At 74.9% G+C, this 21,883-nt stretch carries 18 protein-coding genes; 11 read left to right on the forward strand and 7 right to left on the reverse strand.

Annotation, left to right across the window (positions count from 1 at the left end):
- Positions 1-675: 675 nt before the first annotated feature.
- Positions 676-1,173, reverse strand: coding sequence for an aminoacyl-tRNA deacylase (locus D7294_RS11560; protein ID WP_120678422.1), 498 nt, complete (start codon positions 1,171-1,173; stop codon positions 676-678).
- Between the two features lie 159 nt (positions 1,174-1,332).
- On the opposite strand from D7294_RS11560, the gene D7294_RS11565 reads away from it, so the two are divergent.
- Positions 1,333-1,800, forward strand: coding sequence for a hypothetical protein (locus D7294_RS11565; RefSeq protein ID WP_120678682.1), 468 nt, complete (start codon positions 1,333-1,335; stop codon positions 1,798-1,800).
- 201 nt (positions 1,801-2,001) lie between these two features.
- Entirely contained in the window at positions 2,002-2,292 is a 291-nt protein-coding gene (locus D7294_RS11570) for a hypothetical protein (protein ID WP_120678424.1), read from the forward strand.
- A gap of 97 nt (positions 2,293-2,389) precedes the next feature.
- On the opposite strand, the gene D7294_RS11575 is transcribed toward D7294_RS11570, so the two are convergent.
- Positions 2,390-3,127, reverse strand: a complete 738-nt coding sequence (locus D7294_RS11575) for an HAD-IA family hydrolase (protein ID WP_120678426.1) — start codon at positions 3,125-3,127, stop codon at positions 2,390-2,392.
- 117 nt (positions 3,128-3,244) lie between these two features.
- Between D7294_RS11575 and D7294_RS11580 the strand changes: the two genes are divergently transcribed.
- From D7294_RS11580 to fxsT, 3 genes are all read left to right on the forward strand, one after another.
- On the forward strand, positions 3,245-3,622 hold the full coding sequence (locus tag D7294_RS11580; protein WP_120678428.1) for a YrdB family protein: 378 nt from the start codon (positions 3,245-3,247) through the stop codon (positions 3,620-3,622).
- 199 nt (positions 3,623-3,821) lie between these two features.
- Positions 3,822-4,259: a hypothetical protein gene (locus D7294_RS11585; RefSeq protein WP_241562278.1), complete on the forward strand. Its 438-nt coding sequence runs from the start codon at positions 3,822-3,824 to the stop codon at positions 4,257-4,259.
- Positions 4,256-7,267: an FxSxx-COOH system tetratricopeptide repeat protein gene (gene fxsT / locus D7294_RS11590; protein ID WP_120678431.1), complete on the forward strand. Its 3,012-nt coding sequence runs from the start codon at positions 4,256-4,258 to the stop codon at positions 7,265-7,267. The genes D7294_RS11585 and fxsT overlap by 4 nt, the downstream gene beginning before the upstream one ends.
- A 142-nt stretch (positions 7,268-7,409) precedes the next feature.
- On the opposite strand, the gene aspS is transcribed toward fxsT, so the two are convergent.
- Positions 7,410-9,182 carry an aspartate--tRNA ligase gene (aspS, locus tag D7294_RS11595; RefSeq protein ID WP_120678433.1) on the reverse strand — a complete coding sequence of 591 codons (1,773 nt, stop codon included), beginning with the start codon at positions 9,180-9,182 and terminating at the stop codon, positions 7,410-7,412.
- A gap of 101 nt (positions 9,183-9,283) precedes the next feature.
- Here aspS and D7294_RS11600 point away from each other — a divergent pair, with 101 nt between their 5' ends.
- Positions 9,284-11,431, forward strand: a complete 2,148-nt coding sequence (locus tag D7294_RS11600; RefSeq protein WP_120678435.1) for an ATP-binding SpoIIE family protein phosphatase — start codon at positions 9,284-9,286, stop codon at positions 11,429-11,431.
- A 17-nt stretch (positions 11,432-11,448) separates the two neighbouring features.
- On the opposite strand, the gene D7294_RS11605 is transcribed toward D7294_RS11600, so the two are convergent.
- Positions 11,449-12,402, reverse strand: a complete 954-nt coding sequence (locus tag D7294_RS11605) for a pirin family protein (RefSeq protein WP_120678437.1) — start codon at positions 12,400-12,402, stop codon at positions 11,449-11,451.
- 134 nt (positions 12,403-12,536) lie between these two features.
- Positions 12,537-13,034, reverse strand: coding sequence for an SseB family protein (locus D7294_RS11610; RefSeq protein WP_120678439.1), 498 nt, complete (start codon positions 13,032-13,034; stop codon positions 12,537-12,539).
- A 125-nt stretch (positions 13,035-13,159) separates the two neighbouring features.
- Between D7294_RS11610 and D7294_RS11615 the strand changes: the two genes are divergently transcribed.
- Positions 13,160-14,989 (forward strand): acyl-CoA dehydrogenase, encoded by a 1,830-nt coding sequence (locus D7294_RS11615; protein WP_120678441.1) that lies wholly within the window; start codon positions 13,160-13,162, stop codon positions 14,987-14,989.
- A gap of 148 nt (positions 14,990-15,137) precedes the next feature.
- Here the strand turns inward: D7294_RS11615 and D7294_RS11620 are convergent, their stop codons facing one another.
- Positions 15,138-16,148, reverse strand: a complete 1,011-nt coding sequence (locus D7294_RS11620) for a transporter (protein WP_120678443.1) — start codon at positions 16,146-16,148, stop codon at positions 15,138-15,140.
- Positions 16,145-16,957 carry an ABC transporter ATP-binding protein gene (locus D7294_RS11625; RefSeq protein WP_120678445.1) on the reverse strand — a complete coding sequence of 271 codons (813 nt, stop codon included), beginning with the start codon at positions 16,955-16,957 and terminating at the stop codon, positions 16,145-16,147. Before D7294_RS11625 ends, D7294_RS11620 begins: the two co-directional genes overlap by 4 nt.
- Before the next feature lie 311 nt (positions 16,958-17,268).
- Between D7294_RS11625 and D7294_RS11635 the strand changes: the two genes are divergently transcribed.
- From D7294_RS11635 to D7294_RS11650, 4 genes are all read left to right on the forward strand, one after another.
- Positions 17,269-18,618 carry a sensor histidine kinase gene (locus tag D7294_RS11635; RefSeq protein ID WP_120678685.1) on the forward strand — a complete coding sequence of 450 codons (1,350 nt, stop codon included), beginning with the start codon at positions 17,269-17,271 and terminating at the stop codon, positions 18,616-18,618.
- A complete protein-coding gene (locus D7294_RS11640; protein ID WP_120678447.1) occupies positions 18,615-19,250 on the forward strand; it encodes a response regulator in 636 nt (211 codons plus the stop codon). The genes D7294_RS11635 and D7294_RS11640 overlap by 4 nt, the downstream gene beginning before the upstream one ends.
- Before the next feature lie 55 nt (positions 19,251-19,305).
- Positions 19,306-20,595, forward strand: coding sequence for a M18 family aminopeptidase (locus D7294_RS11645; protein WP_120678449.1), 1,290 nt, complete (start codon positions 19,306-19,308; stop codon positions 20,593-20,595).
- Positions 20,596-20,929: 334 nt separating this feature from the next.
- Positions 20,930-21,763: a maleylpyruvate isomerase family mycothiol-dependent enzyme gene (locus tag D7294_RS11650; RefSeq protein ID WP_120678451.1), complete on the forward strand. Its 834-nt coding sequence runs from the start codon at positions 20,930-20,932 to the stop codon at positions 21,761-21,763.
- Positions 21,764-21,883 lie beyond the last annotated feature (120 nt).

Here is a 21,883-nt window from a genome sequence, read left to right on the forward strand (position 1 = left end):
CTCTGCCTGTCGCCGCGGAGTTCGGCTTGCCGTCCGGCTAACGCGGCAAGTGCGCAGCCGAATTGGGCTCGCCCCGGGAGAACGCGCCCTGGCACCACCGAGTCCGGCTCGCCGCGAACGAACGCGCCCTCGTGCCGCATGCTTTGGCTCGCCGCGGGCGAACGCGCCGTGCCGCTGCCGGGTTTGACTTGCCGCCGGTGGACTCGGTTTGCCACCCGCCGCGTTGGGCCTGCCGGCGGGAGAACGCGGCCTTCCGAAGCGCGGGTTCGATGCGCCGCGTGTGAACTCATGCTCGCCCTTGCCGGATTAGGCCCCATATCCGTCAACACGGCGCGTCCGCCGCCGCGTTCACGTTGCCGCACGTGGAACTTCCGCCCGGTCGAGCCCGACTCGCGCCAGGTGAACCGGGCCTTCTCCCCGTCGCGTTCGGCCCGCCATCGGCGAACGCGACCTGCCGCCCGCTGCGTTCGGTCCGCCGCAGGCGAACTCGGTTTCCCGCAAGCGGAGTGTGGCCGGTGCACACGCCGCGTGCGGCCGGGCGGCGGCGCTTCCGGCCGTGGGGGGCTGGGACGGTCCGGCCGTGGGGGGCTGGGACGGTCCGGCCGTGGAGGGCTGGGACGGTCCGGCCGTGGGGGGTCGGGTGGTCCGGCCGTGGAAGCGGGGACGGGGCGTGGGTCAGGCGGGTGCGGTGGCCGGGAGGTCGGCGATGGGGGCCGTGGCGGCGGCCGGGACGGCGGCCAGCAGCTCCGCCGCCTCGATCTCGATGCTGCTGTCCGGCCGGCCGCTGCCGCAGTGCACGCGTCCCAGGCCGCCGACCGTCGCGTCGAACACCACCACCGCGGCGCGGTCCGCGGACACCGGGCACACCCCGCCCGGCCGCATGCCCGCCCGGGCCAGCCGCCCGGCGTCGGCGGGAGACAGGTCGTTGCGGCGTACCCCGGCCGCCCGGGCGAGGGCCCCGTACCGCAGCCGGGCGTGGCCGGGCACCGCCGCCAGCAGCAGACGGTCGCCCGGGGTCACGAACGCCAGGGTCTTGACGGTGCGCTCCAGCGGAACGCCCAGCGCGGCGCACACCTCGGGCGGACTGGTCACCTCGGGATGCTCGTGGAGCCGGAAGGAGGCGCCGAGGGCCGTGAGGACCTCGGGCGGAGTCATCGGGGCCGGGGCGTTCACCCGGCCGAGACTACCGTGCGGGCAACGGGGGTTGAGCGGTGGAACCGCCCGCGCCCGGTGTGCGGGAGGCCGCCGCCTAAGCTCCGTGTGGCCTCCTTCCTCCCGGCGGTGCCCGGGGCCTCGCAGACAGTCCCGGGTGGGGTGTGGTCGGCTTGGGGGGTGGAAGCTGTGTGGGCCAGTGTCGTGGCCGTGGTGGGGACCCTGCTCGGGTCGGTGAGCACGTATGCCTTTCAGCGTTTGGCCTCCCGGCGCAGTGAGTCGTTCACGCGGTCCGAGGCGTTGCGGCAGGAACGCATCGACACCTTCAGCGCGTTCGCGGCCGCGGTGGAGGAGTACCGGCGCGGGCAGGCGGATCGGTGGCACCGGAGGCAGGAGGATCCCGACGGGGAGGGGTATGCCGCGGCGCGGTCCGAGGCGCACCGGTTGCGGACGGCGGCGCGGCAGGCGCTGTACCGGGTGAAGCTGCTCACCGGGGACCCGGAGGTGCTGCTGGCGGCCGAGCGCGCCTACGACTGCACGCGGGACGTCCCGAAGGCGCGGGATTGGGCGAAACACGAGGCGCGGATCACCTCGTCGAAGGAGGCCATTGAGGGGTTCGTCGCGCGGGCCTCGCCGCTGGTGCGCTGAGGCCGCCGGGAGCTGAAGCGGGCGGGAGCTGAGGGCGCCGGGAGTCGAGGCCGCCGGGAGTCGAAGCGGCCGGTGGCGCGGCGCGCGCCGCGCACGTGCGCCGTGCGCGCGTTTGCACGCGGGTTGCCGGACGTCTTGTCGAACGTCCGTTGCTCTCCTTCAATGACAGGCGTTGCGTTCGAACCTGAGGGAGGTCGTTGGATGGTGACAACTCGCGTACGCACCCTGTTAACCGGTCTTTCGGTCGGCGCCGCCGCCCTTGCCGCGCTCGGCCTCGGCGGCGGGACCGCGGTCGCCGCGGAGCGCGCCCAGGACTCCGGCGGCTACCACGTGCTGGACTACTACCAGTACATGGGCACCTACGGCAGCCACGACGCGTGCGTCGAGGCCGCCCAGCCGTACCTGTGGCCGACCAATCCGGGCGGCGCCGACGGCTACGAGTGCCGCGACGTCGCCGCGGGCTGGGACCTGTACCTCATCTTCGCCACCTGATCCGCGGCCGCCGGGACCCGGGCCGCCGCCCGCGCGGTGTCACGTCCCCGCCCGGCTCCCCTCGCGCGGCTCCGCCCGCCCCTGCGACCGCAGCCGGTCAGGAACCGTCGGCCGCGGTCTCGTACGGGCCGGTCGCCTCCCGGGCGCTCCCCCGGCCCCGGCCGCGGCCCGCCCGGGCGGCGCCGCGCGGGCGGGCGGGCGGCGGCGTCAGGCCGAGCAGCCCCGCCACCTCGGCCGCGGCCAGGTCCGGGTCGGCGGCCAGGATCGTGGTGAGGCCGAGGGCCTCGGCCGCCGGGAGATTGCGCGCCTGGTCGTCGACGAAGACGCAGGCGGAGCCGGGCAGGCCAAGCCGGTCGAGCAGCAGGCGGTAGATCGCCGGGTCCGGCTTGGCCAGGCCGGCCCGCTCCGAGAGCACGGCCGTGTCGAACAGGTTCCACACGCCCAGCCGCCGGTAGGGGTCGTAGGGATCGAGGCCGAAGCTGTTGGAGAGCATCGCCACCGCGTAGCCGGCCGCGCGTGCGGCGCGCGCCACCGCGATCATCGCGGGTGCCGGGCGCACCTCGGCCCACGCGCGCCCCATGAGGTTGTCCGGCGCGACCCCGAGGAGGGCTGCGGTCGCCAGGTTCCACTCCCGCTGGCTGATCAGCCCCCGCTCCAGGTCCCGGTACAGGGCGACGCCCTCCGGGTGTTCCTCAAGCGTCCTGCCCCAGGCGCCGGGCGGCAGGCCCTCGCGCAGGCACCAGGCCCGGGTCGACTCCGCGACGCCCACGGCCAGCACGCCGCCGAAGTCGAGGACGAGTCCGCGGAACGCGCCCGCGGCGCCGCGTGGTGTCATGTCCCCATCTCTTCCGCGCGGGGTGTGCGGCGAACCGTCCTGGCCCGTGCCTTCCGCCGCGGTCGGCCGCCTTGTCATGATGGGCGGGCCCGGAGGGGCGGAAGGGACGGAGGGGACATGACGGGTGAGGGCGGCGGCGCCGCGGGCTGGGCGGGGCGGCCCGTCTTCGCCGCCAACGAGACGCTGGCCTTCCTGGTCGAGGTGCTGGCCCTGGCCTTCCTCGCCTGGTGGGGCTTCGCGCTCGGCGGCGTCCTCGGCGTGGCGTGCGGGATCGGGGCGCCCGCGGCGGGGATCGCGCTGTGGGGCGCCTTCGCGGCGCCGCGGGCGCGCATCCGGCTGCCGCTCGCGGGGGTGCTCGTGGTGAAGGCCCTGGTGCTCGGCGGGGGCGCGGTCGCCCTGGCCGGGGCGGGGCATGGGGCGGCCGCGGCCGCGTTCGGGGCGGTGGCCGTGGCGAACACGGCCCTGGCCGAGACCATGCGCCGCCGCCCGCGCTGAGCGCCCCGGCGAGGCCGGCCGCGGCGGGTGGCCGGGCCCGGCCGCACAGGGCCGCGCGGCGGGCCGGAACTTCGGGCATCATGGGCCCGTTGTGCTGACGGCCTTTCACGAGCGCCGTCACGCGGGCGTCTCACCGCGCCGGGGGTGCCGCCAGGCCCGGCCGTGGCCGGGAGGCGCGACGCGGTTTCGGTGGCCCGGCGTGGGGGAGGCAGGGTTCGTGGAGGCGCTGGCGCTTGCGGGAGAGGTCGCCCCCTACATCGTGGCGGCGGCCGGGACGTACGGGACGGCGGCCCTGACCCGGGCCGGGGAGGCCGGAGGGGACGCGGCCGGCGAGTTCGGGCGGAGCCTGCTGCGGCGGCTGTGGCGCCGGGAGGAAGGCAGGGCCGAGCTGGAGGAGGCCGTGCGGGACGTCGGCGAGGCCCCCGGCGACGAGGAGCTGGGCGCCGTGCTGCTGGTGCGGGTCCGCAAGGCGCTGCTGGCCGACCCGGAGCTCGCCGCGGACATCGCGGGGATGCTGGCGCGGTACTCGGGCGGCGGGCCCTCGGTGACGGTGACGGCCTCGGGTGAGGGGGCGGTCGCCGTGCAGCACAACTCCGGGGTCATCAGCACCGGGAACGACGCCCAGATCGCGCCATGAACACCGCGATCTCGGTCGAGCCCCCGGACGATCCCGCGCTGACCGGCCGCGGTCCCCTCGCCTGGCGGCAGTCGGCGGCCTCGGGCGAACGCGCCGTCGCCGTGGACGCCAACTCGGGGATCGTGAGCACCGGGCCGGGGGCGACCATCTACGCCCGCCCGGCCGTCCGGCTGCCCCCGGCGCACACGGTGGCCGGCCCGCCGGGCCCGCACAACCACAACCTGCCGCGCCCGCCGAACGCCCAGTTCGTGGGCCGGGCCGAGGAGCTGAGCCGGGTCCGTGAACTGCTCGCCTCGGGCACCGGCGTGATCACGCAGACCGTGGTGGGGCTCGGCGGAGTCGGCAAGACCTCCCTGGCCCTGCAGTACGCCCACCGGCACCGCGCCGACTACACGACCGTATGGTGGATCACCGCCGACCAGCCCGACGCGATCACCGCGGGCCTCGCCTCCCTCACCAGCCGCCTGCTGCCCGACCTCGCCTCCTCGGCGACGATCCCGGTGCTGGCGGAGTGGGCCATCACCTGGTTCCAGACGCACCCGGGCTGGCTGGTGGTCTTCGACAACGCCGAGGACCCGCGGGCCCTGGAGCCGGTCATCAGCCAGCTGGACACCGGCCACCACCTGGTGACGAGCAGGCGCACCACGGGCTGGCACCGGCTGGGCACCCCGCTGCGGCTCGACATGCTGATGCCGCAGGACGCCACCGAGCTGCTGCTGCGGATCGCCGGGCGCGGGGCCGGGGAGCGGGAGGCGGCGGCCCGGGTGGCGGCCGAGCTCGGGTACCTGCCGCTCGCGGTGGAGCAGGCCGGGGCGTACTGCCACCACCACGGGATCGGCTGCGCGGCCTTCCTGGAACGGCTGCGCCGCTACCCGGCCAGGATGTTCGCCGCCGCCTACCCGGGCAGCACCGACCGGCGCACCATCGCCCGCACCTGGCGGGTGACGCTGAGCACCATCGCCGCCGCCGACCCGCTGGCCGCCGACCTGCTGCGGGTGCTGGCCTGGCTGGCGCCCGACCGGGTGCCGCGCGACCTGCTGGCCGCGGTCGGCGACGACCCGCTCGCCGTGGACGACGCGCTGGCGCTGCTCGGCGGCTACAGCATGATCACCCTGGGCTCGGCCCACCTGCGCGTGCACCGGCTGGTGCAGGCCGTCGCCCGCACCCCCGACCCGGCCGACCCGATGCGGGCGGAGGCGGAGATCCTCGCGGCGCGTGGCCGGGCCGCGCGGCTGCTGCGCGGGGCGCTGCCCCGGGGGCTGTCGATCGACGTGCCCTCCTGGCCGCGGTGGCGGGCGCTGCTGCCGCACATCGAGGCGTACGCCGAGCTCATGCCGGCGGAGCAGGACACCTCGGACGTCGCGTTCCTGCTGCACGCCGGCTCGCTGTTCCAGCTCGACCAGGGCCACCTCGCGCAGGCGGCGGCCTGGGGGGAGCGGGCGCTCGCGGCGCGGGAGCGGGTCCTGGGCGCGGACCACCCGGCCACCTTGTCGACGCGCAACCACCTGGGGAACGTCTACCGGGCCGCGGGCGACCTGGGCCGGGTGATCCCGCTGTACGAGCGGACGCTCGCCGACCGGGAACGGGTACTGGGCGAGGACCACCCCGACACGCTGGCCTCCCGCAACTACCTGGCGAACGCCTACCGCGACGCCGGGCGCGTCGGGGAGGCGCTGCCGCTGTACGCGCGCACGCTCGCCGACCGGGAACGGGTACTGGGCCGGGAGCACATCGAGTCGCTGATCTCCCGCAACAACCTGGCCAGCGGTTACCGGGACGCCGGGGACCTGGCGCGGGCGGTGCCGCTGTTCGAGAGCACCCGCGAGGACGCGGAACGGGTGCTGGGCGCCGCGCACCCGCGCACGCTGCTGTTCGGCAACAACCTGGGGACGGCGTACGAGGCGGCGGGCGACCTGCGGCGTGCGCTCCCCCTGTACGAGCGCACGCTGGCGGGACGGGAGCGGGTGCTGGGCGCGGACCACCCCGACACGCTGACGACGCGCAACAACCTGGCCAGCGCGCTCCAGGAGTCCGGGGATCTGCCGCGCGCCCTCGCCCTGTTCGAGCGCACGGTGGCCGACGCACGCCGGGTGCTGGGCGCCGAGCACCCGCGTACGCTCCTGGCGCGCGGCAACCTCGCCGAGGCGGTGTTCGAGGCGGGCGGGGCGGGCGAGGCGGAACGGGCCCTGGGCATGCTGCGGGAGGTGCTCGCCGACTCGGTCCGCACGCTGGGCGCGGACCACCCCGACACGCTGCTCGCCCGCAACAACCTGGCGGGCGCGCTGCTGGAGACGGGGGCGGCCGGGGAGGCGGCCGCCCGGTTCGAGTCGCTGGTCGCGGACAGCGGGCGGACGCTGGGCGCCCGGCACCCGGACACCCTGCTGGCCCGGTCGAACCTCGGGGCCGCCTACCGCGTGGCGGGGCGGGCGGCGGAGGCGGTGGCCTCCCTTGAGGAGACGCTGGCCGACTGCGAGCGGACGCTCAGCCCCGGGCACCCGCACGGGCTCGCGGTGCGGCACAACCTGGGCCTTGCCCACCTCGCCGCGGGGGAGCCCGCCGCCGCCCTCGCCCGGCTCGCCCCCGCCCTGGCGGAGGCCGAGCGGCTGCTCGGCGCGGAGCACCCGCGGGTCGCCGTGCACCGTTTCGGCCTGTCCCTGGCCCAGGCGGCGGCCGGGGACGTGAGGTCCGCCATCGGGCAGGCGGAGCGCGCCCTGGCCGTGCGGCGGCGGCTGCTGGGCCGGGACCATCCGCGCACGCACGCGCTCGGGCGCACGCTGGGGCGGCTGCGCCGGCGGCTGGTCACCCTGCCGTACGAGCCGGGCGCCGGCCGGCCGGTCGCGTTCGGCGGGACCGGCGCGTACCCCGCCGGGGGACCCGGCGCGCCGCCCGGCGGAACAACGGCCGAGCGCCCCGGTGCGCAACCGCAGGACAACCCCGGCGCGCGACCGGGCGAAAGCCCCGGTGCCAACCCCGGCGCGCGACCGGACGCCGACCCCGGCGCGAGCTGAGCCCGGCGCCCACGCGCCCGGCCGCGGGCCTGCGCCGGGCCGGGGCCTGCGCCCGTGCGCCGGGCGCGCGGAGACGGCGCGGCCCGCGCGGGCCCGCGCGAAGGGCCCACGCGCCCGGCGCGAAGGACCCGCGCGGGGAGGCTCAGGAGGGCTTGCGGAGGGAGAGGTGCAGCTCCCGCAGGCGGGCCTCGGAGACCTCGCTCGGGGCGCCCATCAGCAGGTCCTGGGCGTTGCCGTTGAGCGGGAAGGCGATGGTCTCCCTGATGTTCGGCTCGTCGGCGAGCAGCATCACCATGCGGTCCACGCCGGGCGCGATGCCGCCGTGCGGGGGCGCGCCGTAGTGGAAGGCCCGGAGCATGCCGCCGAACTCGCGCTCCACCTCCTCGCGGGTGTACCCCGCGATCTCGAAGGCGCGGTACATGATGTCGGGCTCGTGGTTCCTGATCGCGCCCGAGGACAGCTCGACGCCGTTGCAGACGATGTCGTACTGCCAGGCGAGGACGTCCAGCGGGTCCTTCTTCTCCAGGGCCTCAAGTCCGCCCTGCGGCATGGAGAAGGGGTTGTGCGAGAACTCGATCGCGCCGGTGTCCTCGTTCCGCTCGAACATCGGGAAGTCGACGATCCAGCAGAACCGGAAGACGTTCTCCTCGAACCGGCCGGCGCGGCGGGCGGCCTCGACCCGGACGGCGCCCATGATCCGCGACACCTCGTCGAACTCGCCGGCGCCGAAGAAGACCGCGGTGCCGGCCTCCGCCCCGAGCCTGCCGAGCAGCGCCGTGACGTCCTCCTCGGTGAGGAACTTCGCGATCGGCCCGGTCAGCGTCCTGCCGTCCTCGCCGACCCGCACCCAGGCCAGGCCCTTGGCGCCGAGGCCGACGGCGAACTCGCCGAGCTGGTCGAAGAACTTGCGGGGCCGGCCGGCCGTGTCCGGCACCGCCAGGGCCCGCACGTGCCGTCCGGCGAAGGCCTTGAAGCCCGAGTCGGCGAAGACGTCGGAGACGTCGACGAGTTCCAGCGTGGTGCGCAGGTCGGGCTTGTCCGAGCCGTACTTGAGCATCGCCTCGCGGAAGGGGATGCGCGGGAAGGGCGAGGTGACGTGGCGCCCGCCGCCGAACTCCTCGAAGAGCTCGGTCATCACCTTCTCGATGACGCCGAAGACGTCCTCCTGCTCGACGAAGCTCATCTCCACGTCGAGCTGGTAGAACTCGCCGGGGGAGCGGTCGGCGCGGGCGTCCTCGTCGCGGAAGCAGGGCGCGATCTGGAAGTACCGGTCGAAGCCCGCGATCATCAGCAGCTGCTTGAACTGCTGCGGGGCCTGCGGCAGCGCGTAGAAGGTGCCGGGGTGCAGCCGGGAGGGCACGAGGAAGTCGCGCGCGCCCTCCGGGGAGGTGGCCGACAGGATCGGGGTGGCCAGCTCGGTGAAGCCGAGCCCGGTCATCTTCTGCCGGATGGCGGAGATGACGGCGGCGCGCAGCATGATGTTGCGGTGCATCCGCTCGCGGCGCAGGTCGAGGAAGCGGTACTCCAGGCGGCGCTCCTCGTTCACCCCGTCCTCGGTGTTGATGGTGAAGGGGATCTGGTCGGCGGCGCCGAGCACCTCGATCTCGCCGACCTCGACCTCGATCTCGCCGGTGGGCAACTCGGGGTTGACGTTCTCCGCGCCGCGGCCGACGACCCGGCCGTCCACGCGCAGCACCGTCTCCTTGGACAGCGAGCCGAGCCGCTCGTTGACCTCCTGGGCGCCGGGGGACTCCGGGTGCACGACGAGCTGCACGATGCCGTAGTGGTCGCGCAGGTCGACGAAGAGGATGCCGCCCAGGTTCCGCCTATTGTGCAGCCAGCCCGACAGCCGGACATCCTTGCCGATGTCCGCGGAGCGCAGCTCGCCGCAGGTGTGGGACCGGTACCGATGCATCGTTCATCCAAGTCGTCGACGTGATGCGGGGATGGGCCTCTCAGACTACCGGCCCACATCTGGTGGCCGTCTCCGGACAGAGAGCAATAAAGTAGTGCAATATGCGCACCGAGGACGTGCTGGCCGCCTCCGGCACCGGGATGTGGAGCTGGGACGAGATCCGCGGGGTGGTGGCCCTCGACGCGGTCGCGGCCGGCCTGCTCGGGCTGCCCGCAGAGCCGGTGACCCTGTCCGAGGCGGCCGTGCGCTCGCGGGTGCCGATCCAGGACTACATCGAGTTGCAGCGCGCCACCGCCCTGGCCGAGGCGGAGGGCGGCGTCGCCGAGGTGGAGTTCCGCATCGTCACCGCCGAAGGGGAGGTGCAGCGCACCCTGCGCGCCCGGGTCAGGCGCATCGAGGGGCAGGCCGGGGCGGAGGCCGGGGAGCGGCCGGGAGCCACGGGCATCCTGGGCACCGTCGTCGAGCTGCCGGGGGCGGCGCGGCGGCAGGCCGGGGCCGAGGACTGGGACTGGCCGCGGGCCCGCGAGGCGTTCGTGCTGGACGCGGGGCGGGCGCTCTCGGAGGCGCGGACCACCGAGGACGTGCTGCGGGTCTCCGCCTCGCTGGTGATGCCGGGCTTCTCGCCCGACGCGATCGCGATCTTCGCGCGGGAGGGCGACCGGCTGAAGCCGATCGCGTACCGCGGCCCGCAGGACGACCTGGAGGCGATGGGCTTCCCGCTGGGCCTGGAGCGGGACTACCCGGGCAGCGAGGTGATGCGCACCGGCCGGGCGATCTACCTGTCCACGCCGGCGGAGTTCCGGGAGCGCTACCCGGAGTTCGCGCCGACCGTGATGGGCTTCGGCCGCGAGTCGTGGGCCTATCTGCCGCTGGTGGTGGGCGGCCGGATGATCGGGGTGTGGATGGTGGCCTTCGGCACGCACGTCGACTTCTCCGTCGGCGACCGCGGCATGCTCTCCGCCCTGGCCAGGCTGCTGGCACAGGCGCTGTCCAGGACGTTCCTCCAGGACACCGAGCGGGAGCTGTCCGCGGACCTCCAGCACACGATGCGCCCGGCCCCCTCCCCCGCCGTTCCCGGCATGCAGGTCGCCGCCAGGTACGTGCCCACCGCGGGCGGGCTGCAGGTGGGCGGCGACTGGTACGACGTGATCCCGCTGCCCTCGGGCCGGGTGGCCCTGATCATCGGGGACGTGCAGGGGCACGACGTGCGCGCCGCGGCCGTCATGGCGCAGCTGCGCATCGTGCTGCGCGCCTACGCCTCGGAGGGCCACCACCCCGACGGGGTGCTCGCGCGCGCCACCCGCTTCCTGTCCGCGCTGAGTGCGGACCCGGAGGCGGGGGTGGGCGAGGCGCGCTTCGCGACCTGCCTGTACGCCGAGATCGACCCGGGCACCGGGACCCTGGAGATCGCCCGCGCCGGGCACCTGGACCCGGCGATGATGCTGTCGGACGGCACGGTGGTGAGCAGGCCGACGGTGGGCGGGCTGCCCCTGGGCATCGTGGCGCAGGAGGACTACCCGGTCACCAGGCTGAGCCTCCAGCCGGGCGAGACGCTGCTGCTGTGCACCGACGGGCTCGTCGAGAGCGGCCGGGACGACCTGGACACCGGCTGGGCCAGGGTCACCAAGGCCGTCAAGGGGCTGAGCGGGCTGCACGTGGACGACCTCGCGGACACGCTGATCGAGACGGTGCAGGCCACCTCGCCGGTGCCGCCGGAGGACCGGGACGACATCGCGCTGCTGCTGCTGCGCCGCCCGGCGGGGGCCCCGGTCCGGGAGGGCGGGCCGATGCGCAGGCTGGTGTTCACCGTGGGCCAGTCGGAGCCGGACCGGGTGGCGGGGGCCAGGGCGCAGCTGGCGACGCTGCTGCACGACTGGCCGGTCACGGAGCGGGTCTTCCTGGCCACGCTGCTGCTCTCCGAGGTGCTGACGAACGTGCTGCGGCACACCGAGGGGGACGCGCTCCTGGTGGCGGAGCTCAGCGGGCGGCCCGGCGAGCGGCTGCTGCGGGTGGAGGTCAGCGACACCAGCGACGCGATGCCGCACCTGAGGCACCCGGGGGAGCTGGCGTCCGCCGGGCGCGGCCTGCTGCTGCTCGACGCCCTGGCGGACGGCTGGGGGGCGACCCCGCGCGGCACGGGCAAGACGACCTGGTTCGAGCTGCGGGAGAGCCCCACCGGGCGGGAACGCCCCACCGGGCAGGAGGGCCCCACCGGGCGGGAGGCCCCCACCGGGCGGGAGGGCTCCTGAGGTCCGCGGGGCGCCCGTCAGACCGCGTCCGCCGGCACCCGGCCCAGCCGCCCCGCCTTGAAGTCCTCGAATGCCTGGGCGAGTTCGGCGTGGCTGTTCATCACGAACGGGCCGTACTGCGCGACGGGCTCCCGGATGGGCAGGCCGCCGAGGAGGACCACCTCGAAGTTCTCGCTGCGCGAGTCCTGCGTCCCGGCGGCGCGGATGGTGAGCGTGTCCCCCTCCCCGAAGACGACGGCCTGTCCCATGGCGAAGGGCCGGGAGCCCGGGCCGGCGAAGCCCTGCCCGGCCAGGCCGTAGGCGAGGGCGTTGAAGTCGGGGCGCCAGGGCAGCGTGACCTCGGCGCCCGGGCTCACCGAGGCGTGGATCATCGTGATCGGGGTGTGGGTGACGCCGGGGCCCCGGTGGCCGTCCAGCTCGCCCGCGATGACCCGCAGCAGCGCTCCGCCGTCGCCCGAGGTCAGCAGCCTGACGCTGCCGCCGCGGATGTCCTGGTAGCGGGGGTCGGCCATCTTGTCCCTGGCGGGCAGGTTCACCCACAGCTGCAGGCCGTGGAAGAGGCCGCCCGACAGGACCAGGGACTCCGGCGGCGTCTCGATGTGCAGGAGGCCGGAGCCGGCGGTCATCCACTGGGTGTCGCCGTTGGTGATGGTGCCTCCGCCCCCGTGCGAGTCCCGGTGGACGAACGTGCCGTCGATGAGGTAGGTGACCGTCTCGAAGCCGCGGTGCGGGTGCCAGGGGGTCCCCTTCGGCTCGCCGGCCTCGTAGTCCACCTCGCCCATCTGGTCCATGAGGATGAACGGGTCCAGGTGCCGCTGGTCGATGCCGGCGAAGGCCCGGCGCACCGGGAAGCCCTCGCCCTCGAAGCCGCCGGGCGCGGTGGTGACCGCGCGCACGCGGCGCGGCGGGGCGTCCGCCGGGGCGGTGACCCGGGGAAGCACGAGCGGGTTGGCGACGGTGACGGCGGGCATGGGGACCTCCTCGGCGGCTCCCCCCAGAGTAGTTGAACAGTGAACTTCTGTCGAGGAAGCCGCATTCCCGGCCCGGGCCGCGCCACCGCCCGCGCCGCGCCACCACCCGGGCCGTACTCCCCGCCCGCGCCGGGTCAGCCGTACATGCGCCGCATCGTGTAGTCGACCATCTCCTCGACGGCCTTCGCGTCGAGGACGATGCGGTGCTCCCCCTCCATGTCGAGGGCGAAGCCGTAGCCCGAGGGCAGCAGGTCGAGCACCTCGCCGCCGGTGACGGTGAAGTAGCGCGAGTCCTTGCCCGCGTAGCGGCGCAGCTCCTTCAGGGAGGTGAACAGCGGGATGACCGGCTGCTGGGTGTTGTGCAGGGCCAGGAAGCCGGGGTTCTCGCCGCGCGGGCAGTAGATCTTGGCGCCGAGGAAGATGTCGTGGAACTCCTCGCTCGACATCGCGCCCGAGGTGTAGGCGCGCAGCGCGTCCGCGAGGGAGGGCGGGGCGGGGGGCGCCGCGGCGGCCGCCTGCGCCTGCTCGGGGTACAGCTGCCCGCCGTAACCGGCGAGCGGCTGCTGCTGGACGCCGTAGGGCTGTTGCTGCTGCTGGCCGGAGTAGGCCGACTGGTTGTCGTAGCCGTACATGCGAGAAAGAGTACTGACTCACACTTGACCGGTTTCCGCTTGCTTCTTATTACCGACGGGTAGCACCATGGGGTGTTACCAGCCGGTACGTATCGTGCACATCCCGAACCTACGGAGTCGTCGCCATGGGGCACTACAAGTCGAATCTCCGCGACATCGAGTTCAACCTGTTCGAGGTCCTCGGCCGCGACGGGGTCTACGGCACGGGACCGTTCAGCGAGACCGACCCCGAGACCGCGCGGACCGTGCTCGCCGAGATCTCCCGGCTGGCCGAGAACGAGCTGGCCGCCTCCTACGAGGAGAGCGACAGGACGCCCCCGGTGTTCGACCCGGAAACGCACTCCGCCCCCCTGCCCGAGTCCTTCAAGAAGAGCTACCGCGCCTTCATGGACGCCGAGTGGTGGCGGCTGAGCATCGGCGAGGAGCTGGGCGGGCTCACCGCGCCGCGCTCCCTGGTCTGGTCCGTCGCCGAGACCGTGCTCGGCTCGAACCCGGCCGTGTGGATGTACGGCTCGGGGCCGACCTTCGCCCGGGTGCTGTACGACGAGGCGACGGAGGAGCAGCGCAAGATCGCGCACCTCATGGTGGACCGGCAGTGGACCTCCACCATGGTGCTCACCGAGCCCGACGCGGGCTCCGACGTCGGCGCCGGGCGGGCCAAGGCCGTCCGGCAGGAGGACGGCTCCTGGCACATCGAGGGCGTCAAGCGCTTCATCACCTCGGGCGAGCACGACCTCTCGGACAACATCATCCACTTCGTGCTGGCCCGCCCCGAGGGCCACGGACCCGGCACCAAGGGCCTGTCCCTCTTCATCGTCCCCAAGTTCGAGTTCGACTGGGACAGCGGCGAGCTCGGCGAGCGCAACGGCGTCTACGCGACCAACGTCGAGCACAAGATGGGCCTGAAGGTCTCCAACACCTGCGAGCTGACCTTCGGCGCGAACGGCCGCCCCGCCAAGGGCTGGCTGCTCGGCGAGAAGCACGAGGGCATCCGGCAGATGTTCAAGATCATCGAGTTCGCCCGGATGATGGTCGGCACCAAGGCGATCGCGACCCTCTCCACCGGCTACCTCAACGCCCTGGCCTACGCCAAGGAGCGGGTGCAGGGCCCGGACCTGACCCAGTTCGCCGACAAGACCGCCCCGCGGGTCACCATCACCCACCACCCCGACGTGCGCCGCTCGCTGATGACGCAGAAGGCGTACGCGGAGGGGATGCGCGCCCTCGTCCTCTACACCGCGAGCATCCAGGACACGGTGCTGGCCAAGGAGGCGGCCGGCGAGGACGCCTCGGCCGAGGAGGCCCTCAACGACCTGCTGCTGCCGATCGTCAAGGGCTACGGCTCCGAGCGGTCCTACCAGCAGCTCGCCGAGTCCCTGCAGATCCTCGGCGGCTCCGGCTACCTCCAGGACTACCCGATCGAGCAGTACATCAGGGACGCCAAGATCGACACCCTCTACGAGGGCACCACGGCGATCCAGGGCCAGGACTTCTTCTTCCGCAAGATCGTCCGCAACCAGGGCGTGGCCCTCACCGCGCTGGCCGAGGAGATCAAGGGCTTCCTGGCCAAGGCGCCGGGCGGCGAGGAGCTTGCCGCCGCGCGCGAGCAGCTGACCCGCGCGGTGGGCGAGCTGGAGGCGCTGGTCGGCGTGCTGCTCACCGAGCTGGCCGCCACCGAGAAGGACGTCCGCGCGCTGTACCGCATCGGGCTGAACACCACCTCCTTCCTGCTGTCCGCGGGCGACGTCGTCGTCGGCTACCTGCTGCTGCGCGGCGCGGCCGTGGCCGCGGAGAAGCTGCCGGTGGCCGGCGGCAAGGACGAGCCGTTCTACGCCGGCAAGATCGCCGCCGCCCGCCACTTCGCCGCCACCGTCCTGCCCACGGTCGCGGTGACCCGCGGCATCGCCGAGTCCACCGACCTGTCCCTGATGGACCTCGACGAGGCCGCCTTCTGACCCTGCCCGGGCCCCCTTCCCATCCCCGTCCCCATCCCCGTCCCCACCCCCGTCGCCGGGCCTGCTTCCCCGGGCCCGGCCGCGCGGGCCCGCTCCCCGGCCCGCCCGCGTCCCACGGCCGCGGGCGGGCCTCCGCGTTCGTGCCGCCTCAGAACGCCCGGCCGCGCAGCCACCAGGCGCAGAACCCGGCCAGGGCGAGGGCGAGCGCCAGGTGGAGGACGGTCTCCCGCCACTGGAAGGCCCAGAAGCGATCGGCGGGGTGGTAGTCGACCCGCTGCAGGTAGCCCTGGGCGGCGAGTTCGCCGTAGCAGTCCGCCGAGCCCTCCCGCGCCTGCGCCGGGCAGTCGACCACCCAGGAGGGCGGGGAGGTGGGCCTGCCGTCTTTGACGGTGTGCTGCGAGGTGATCCACGCCCCTGGCTCGTCGACGGTCACCTCCACGCCCCCGCCGCGGCCGACGAAGGTGAGGTGCGAGGCGTCGATCGGCGCGGTGGCGCTCACCGGCGTCATCAGGTGCGGGCGCACCGAGGTGGCCATGAAAACCTGGGTGAGCGTGAACGCGGCCAGCAGGAGGGCCATCGCGGGGAGGGTCCGGCGGACCAGGAGCCCGATGGTGACGCCGAGGAGGAAGGCGAACGCGGCGTAGCCGAACGGGGCGACGCCCCGCATGTCGAACATCAGCGGGTGCAGGCGCGCGAAGGTGAACACGCTCGGCCCCGGGCGCCCTTCGAGTGCGGCCGTCGCCCTGTCGATCGGCGCGGCCCACCAGGTCATCGCCAGCGCCGTCAGGCCACAGGCCGCCATCGCGCCGAGGCCGACGACGCCCAGCTTGGCGGCGAGCCAGCGGGTGCGCCCGGTGTGCGTCCAGACCAGCCGGTGCGTTCCCGCGTCGAGTTCGCGGGTGATCAGCGGCGCGCCCCAGAACATCCCGAGCAGCGCCGGCAGCAGGAGCACGGTCAGCGAGCCGACGAGGTACAGGGTGGTGCCGGTGCCGTCCACCTGCTCCAGGAAGTCGGTCGCGCCCTGGGCGCCGCCTCCCCGGGCCGCGTAGTCGTGGGCCAGCCCGGGGCCGGTCACCGCGAGGCAGGCGCCGAGGAGGAGCAGGGCGCCCAGGACCACCGCGGCCTGAGTGCGGAACTGCCGCCAGGTCAGCCAGATCACCGGTGGGCCTCCAGGTACGCGAGAACCAGCTGTTCGAGCCCGACCGTGCCCACCGTGCCGGGGGGCGGGGCGTCGGCGCGGACCAGCGTGGTGCCGGGACCGGCGGAGACGACGTGGGCCCCGGCGGGCGCGGGGGACTCGACCAGGTGGTGCGTGGCGAGCAGTTCCCGCACGTCGCCCGCCACCCGGACGCGCGAGGCGACGAGCACGATCAGGTAGTCGCACAGCAGCTCGACGTCGGAGACCAGGTGCGAGGAGTGCAGCACGCTCAGGTCCCACCGCTCGGTGGCGTCCTTCAGCTCGCGCAGGAAGTCGTGCCTGGCGAGGGGGTCGAGGCTGGCCACGGGCTCGTCGAGGATCAGGACCCTGGGCCGCTTCGCCAGGGCGAGGGTGAGGGCGAGCTGGGCGCGCCCGCCGCCGGACAGGCTCCCGGCCCGCTGTCCCGGACGCAGGCCGAGTCGCGCGATCCGCTCCGTGGCCAGCGCCATGTCCCAGCCGGCGTTCAGCCTGGCGCCGAGTTCGAGGTGTTCCGCGACGGTCAGGCGGCCGTAGACCGGGGTGTTCTGGGCGACGAAGCCGACGTCGGCGGGCCGGGAGCCCGGGCGCCCGCCGCAGACCTCGATCGTGCCCGAGGTCGGCGTCAGCAGGCCGGCGGCCAGGCTCAGCAGGGTGGTCTTCCCCGCGCCGTTCGGCCCGACGAGACCGGTGATCCGCCCGGCCGGAACGTCCAGGTGGCAACCGGAGAGCGCCCACCGCCGCCGGAACTTCCGGCCCAGGTCACGCGCCCGCAGAAGAGGTGTGGGTGACATGCGGACGACTCTGTGTGCCACGGCGGGGCGCGCGCCTCGGCCGAACGTCCCGCACCTGCCGTTCCGGTCGTACTTTCGGCCGATCCGCGGCCGGACGAGGGCTGCCTACGCTGCACGACGTGGACGACGGAGGCGGTGCGAACAGCGGAAACGGCGGGGCCGGCGCGAGCGGCCGGGGCGGCGCGAGCCGCACGGGCGGTCCGGGCGGTCCGGGCGGCGGAAGCCACCCCGGCGTATCCGGGGGCGCGGATGAGCCGGGCGGCCCGGGCGGCCCGTGGCGTCTCGCCGGGCGTCTCGCCGGGCGTCCCGGCGTGGCGGCGAACGCCGGGCTCGCCCTCCTGTGCGCGATCCTGCTCTGCTGCGAGTCCGGCGCCGCGGCGGCCCGGCACGAGAACCGGCTGCCGCACCTCGCCGCAGGCGTCGTGGTCTGCCTGGCCGCCCTGCTGCGCGCGGGCGGGCGCGGGCGGGCGGCGGCGACGGCGATCACCGTCTGCCTCGCCGCGGAACTCGCCGCCCGGAGCTGGGACCTGCCCGGCCAGCCGGGCGTCACCGCGGCCCTCTGCCTCCTGGTGCTCGTCGCCTCGTGCGTGCGCACCCTGGCCCTTCCCGCGGCGGCGGCCGTCGCCGCGGGGGGAGCGGCCGTGGTGGCCGGCTCCCTGGAGCGTTACCTGACGTTCCTCGAAAGCGGCGCCCCGCACTCCTACACCGCGACCAGGCTGCTCGCGCTCGGCTGGTGCGCGGCCCTGGCCGCCGGGCTGTGGCTCCGCGTCGCCGACGCCCGCCGCCTGGCCGCGGCCACGGCCGTCCGGCGCGGCGAACGCCTGGCCCTGGCACGGGAGTTGCACGATACGGCGGCCCACCACCTCACCGGGATCGTGCTCAGCACGCAGGCGGCCCGCCTCACCGCCCGCCGCCACCCGGAACGGCTCGGCCCGGCCCTGGCCGACATCGAGTCCGCGGGCGGCGAGGCGCTCGCCGCCATGCGCCGGGTCGTCGGCCTGCTGCGGGAGGAGGACGGCGGCGACGGGCCACCCGCGGGTGCGCCGCCCGCCGACCCCGCGGACCCCGCCGGCCTCGGCGCCCTCGTGCGGCGCTTCGCCGCGCGCTTCGCCGACCGCGGTCTCACCGTGCGGCTCCGGCTCCCCGAAGGTCCGGCGGCCCCGACGGCCGCCTCCTGGCCGCCCGAGGTCGGCGTCACCGTCCACCGGGTCGTCCAGGAGGCCCTCACCAACGTCGCCCGCCATGCCGGGGACGCCCGGGAGGTCACCGTCACCCTCACCCAGGACCGGCGCACCCTCGCCGTCGAGGTCACCGACGACGCGCCGGCGCCCGCGCCCGGGTTCGCGCCCGGGCTTGCCTCCCCGGGCGGATTCGGGCTGATCGGCATGCGCGAGCGCGTCGAGGCGCTCGGCGGCACCCTCACGGCGGGCCCGCGCCCCCGCGCCGGCTGGTCGGTGCGCGCCACCCTGCCCGCCCCCCGCACGCCGTCGTCCCCCGCGCCCTCCTCCCCGCCGCCGTCCGCGCCCCCGCCGCCGTCCGCGTCCCCCTCGCCGTCCGCGTCCCCCTCGCCGTCCGCGCCCCCGCCGGCATCGCCGTCCGCCCCGGCCCCGGAGGCCGCGGACGGCGCGGCGCCCGGCGCACCCCGAGAGGAGGGGGCATGAGTATTCGGGTGCTGCTCGCCGACGACCAGGCGATGGTGCGCGGCGGGCTGCGGATGATCCTGGAGGACCAGCCCGACATCACGGTGGTCGGCGAGGCCGCGGACGGCGCCGAGGCCGTCGAACTCGCCAGGCGCCTGCGCCCGGACGTGACGCTGGCGGACATCAGGATGCCCCGGCTCGACGGCATCGAGGTCACCCGCGCCCTGACCGCCGGGCCCGACCCGCTGCGGGTGGTCGTCGTCACCACCTTCGACCTGGACGAGTACGTGTACGGCGCGCTGCGCGCCGGCGCCGTCGGCTTCGTCCTCAAGGACGCCGGGCCCGCCCTGCTCGTGGAGGCGGTGCGGGCGGCCCGCAGCGGCGACGCGCTGATCTCGCCCTCCGTCACCGTGCGCCTCCTCGCGCACCTCGCTCCCGCGGCGCCCCCGCGCGCCCCCGTACCCCTCACCGAACGGGAGACGGAGGTCGTCCGCGCCCTGGCCAGGGGCCGCACCAACCAGGAGATCGCCGACGACCTGTTCCTCTCCCTCAGCACCGTCAAGAGCCACCTCTCCCACGTCCAGGCGAAGCTCGGCCTCAGGAACCGGGTCGAGGTCGCCGCCTGGGCGTGGGAGCACCGGCTCGCCGGATGAGGCCGCCCCGCTCCCGCGCCGCCGCCCCCGCCACCCCGTTCGTATGCTGAGGACTATGAACGCACCCTTCGACGGCGCCCACACCGACGATCTGCTGGGGTACCTCGCCGCCTCGCCCTCGCCGTACCACGCGGTGGCCGTCGCCGCGCAGCGGCTGGAGAAGGCCGGGTTCAGGCAGGTCGAGGAGACCGCGCCGTGGGACGGGAAGTCCGGGGGGCGGTACGTGCTGCGGGGCGGCGCCCTGATCGCCTGGTACGTGCCGGAGAACGCCACCCCGGCGAGCCCGTTCCGCATCGTAGGGGCGCACACCGACTCCCCCAACCTGCGCGTCAAGCCGGTGCCCGACACCGGCCGCTTCGGCTGGAAGCAGCTCGCCGTGGAGATCTACGGCGGCACCCTGCTGAACACCTGGCTCGACCGCGACCTCGGGCTCTCCGGGCGGCTCGTGCTGCGCGGCGGCGAGACGGCCCTGGTCGCCGTGGACCGGCCGCTGCTGCGCGTCCCGCAACTCGCCATCCACCTCGACCGGCAGGTCAACGACGGGCTGAAGCTGGACCGGCAGCAGCACATGACCCCGCTGTGGGGCATCGGCCGGCCCCGGGAGGGGGAGTTGATCGAGTTCCTGGCCGCGGAGGCCGGGCTGCCCGCCGCCGAGGTGGTCGGCTTCGACCTGATGGCGCACAGCGTGGAACCCCCCGCCTACCTGGGCAAGGACCGCGAACTCCTCGCCGGCCCGCGCCTGGACAACCTGGTGTCGGTGCACGCGGGGGTCGCCGCCCTGGCCGCGGCCTCGGCCCGGCGCGAGCTGCCCTGCGTTCCGGTGCTCGCGGCCTTCGACCACGAGGAGAACGGCAGCACCTCCGACACCGGCGCCGAAAGCCCCCTGCTCGGCAACGTGTTGCGCCGCTCGGTGCTCGCGCGCGGCGGCGGCTGGGAGGAGGAGGCCAGGGCGCTGGCCGCCTCCTGCTGCCTGTCCTCGGACACCGGGCACGCGGTGCACCCCAACTACCCCGAGCGGCACGACCCCGACCACCGGCCCATGGCGGGCGGCGGCCCGATCCTCAAGGTGAACGTCAACCAGCGCTACGCCACCGACGGCGCCGGGCGCGGCCTGTTCGCGGAGGCCTGCGAGCGGGCCGGCGTCCCCTGGCAGGTGTTCGTCTCGAACAACGCGGTCCCCTGCGGCACCACCATCGGCCCGCTGACCGCGGCCAGGCACGGCATCAGGACCGTCGACGTGGGCATCCCGATCCTGTCCATGCACTCCGCCCGGGAGTTGTGCGGGGCGCGCGACCCCTTCCTCCTCGCCCAGGCGATGGCGGCGTTCCTCACCCCCGCCGCCTGACGTAGGCCGGGGCGCACGCCCCCGCGTACCGCCGCCGGCGAACGCCCCGGCGGGTGCCGCGCGGTGGCCCGTGCCCCGGCGCGCGGCGGGCCGTCGCACCCTTGCCGACGCTCTGTCACACAGTCGTGAAATCGGGCCGTAACGATGGGAGTCACGGGCCGGGCGGCGCCGTACTGCACTGCGATGCCGCCCGGCCCCCACGGTCGTCGCTCCGTTTGGCTCGATGCCGCGCGGGCGCCCTAGGATTCGTACACCAGAAAGCATTCACCGGCCGCGCCCGCGCAGCGTACCGTGTGAACACCCAGCCCAGCGACGAACCGCCACGAGGGGTCCCGTGACCGTGCAGCCGAGCCTTCAGCCGTATATCGATGCCTGGACCCAGTCCATCGAGGCGATATCCGAGCTCGTCTCCTCGCTGGTTGAGGGTGAGTGGAACCGCCCCTCCGAGCTGCCCGGCTGGTCCGTGCGCGACGTCGTCTCCCACGTGATCGGCGGCGAGTGCGAGGCGCTCGGCGATCCGCGCCCCATCCACACGCTGCCGCGCGACCTCTACCACGTCGTGGACGAGCCGACCCGCTACCTGGAGGTGCAGGTCGACGTCAGGCGGCACCACACGGGCCCCGAGATGACCAGCGAGCTGGAGTACACGATCATCCGCCGGGCCCGGCAGCTGCGCAACGAGCGGCGCAAGCCCGAGGACCAGGTCTCCCACCCGCTGCTTGGCAAGCTCTCCCTCGAATCGTTCCTGGCCCAGCGGGTGCTCAGCGTGTGGCTCAGCGAGCAGGACATCCGCCGCGCCCTGGGCCGGCCGGGGAACGTGGACTCCCCCGCGGCCCGGATCGCGGCCGAGGTCATCCTCCGGCGCCTGCCGAAGACGATCGCCGAGGACGCGGGCGCGCCGAAGAAGTCGGCCGTCGTCTTCGACGTGAACGGCCCGATCGAATTCCTGCGCACCGTCCGCGTGGACGAGAACGGAAACGGAACGGTCGACAGCAGCCCCTCACTCGGCCCGATCGTCACCTTCACCACCGATTGGGAGACCTTTTCCCGAGTGGCCTGCGGCCGGGGCAAGGGGAAGAAATTCGAGAAGGTCGCCGACAAGCTGAAGATCGAGGGCGACCAGGCCCTGGCCGAACGCATCCTCGCGAGTTTCCCGCTGGCGCGGTAACGCCCTCGGGCACCCGCCGGGCCGGGCCGCCCTCCCGGCCGCGGCTCCCTCCCCAGCGGCCTCGTCCCGCCCCGCCCCTGTGGCTTCCCCAGGGCTCAGGACGGCCCCCGTCCGGCTCGC

Origin of the sequence: Streptomyces hoynatensis (assembly GCF_003626535.1) — a bacterium.
Classification (GTDB): Bacteria; Actinomycetota; Actinomycetes; order Streptomycetales; family Streptomycetaceae; genus Streptomyces; species Streptomyces hoynatensis.

Excerpts from the sequence above, each read along its gene's own strand:
- D7294_RS11570 (WP_120678424.1), top strand. The coding sequence starts at position 2,002 with ATGGTGACAACTCGCGTACGCACCCTGTTAACCGGTCTTTCGGTCGGC.
- D7294_RS11575 (WP_120678426.1), bottom strand. The coding sequence starts at position 3,127 with ATGACACCACGCGGCGCCGCGGGCGCGTTCCGCGGACTCGTCCTCGAC.
- D7294_RS11580 (WP_120678428.1), top strand. The coding sequence starts at position 3,245 with ATGACGGGTGAGGGCGGCGGCGCCGCGGGCTGGGCGGGGCGGCCCGTC.
- fxsT (WP_120678431.1), top strand. The coding sequence starts at position 4,256 with ATGAACACCGCGATCTCGGTCGAGCCCCCGGACGATCCCGCGCTGACC.
- aspS (WP_120678433.1), bottom strand. The coding sequence starts at position 9,182 with ATGCATCGGTACCGGTCCCACACCTGCGGCGAGCTGCGCTCCGCGGAC.
- D7294_RS11600 (WP_120678435.1), top strand. The coding sequence starts at position 9,284 with ATGCGCACCGAGGACGTGCTGGCCGCCTCCGGCACCGGGATGTGGAGC.
- D7294_RS11605 (WP_120678437.1), bottom strand. The coding sequence starts at position 12,402 with ATGCCCGCCGTCACCGTCGCCAACCCGCTCGTGCTTCCCCGGGTCACC.
- D7294_RS11610 (WP_120678439.1), bottom strand. The coding sequence starts at position 13,034 with ATGTACGGCTACGACAACCAGTCGGCCTACTCCGGCCAGCAGCAGCAA.
- D7294_RS11615 (WP_120678441.1), top strand. The coding sequence starts at position 13,160 with ATGGGGCACTACAAGTCGAATCTCCGCGACATCGAGTTCAACCTGTTC.
- D7294_RS11625 (WP_120678445.1), bottom strand. The coding sequence starts at position 16,957 with ATGTCACCCACACCTCTTCTGCGGGCGCGTGACCTGGGCCGGAAGTTC.
- D7294_RS11640 (WP_120678447.1), top strand. The coding sequence starts at position 18,615 with ATGAGTATTCGGGTGCTGCTCGCCGACGACCAGGCGATGGTGCGCGGC.
- D7294_RS11645 (WP_120678449.1), top strand. The coding sequence starts at position 19,306 with ATGAACGCACCCTTCGACGGCGCCCACACCGACGATCTGCTGGGGTAC.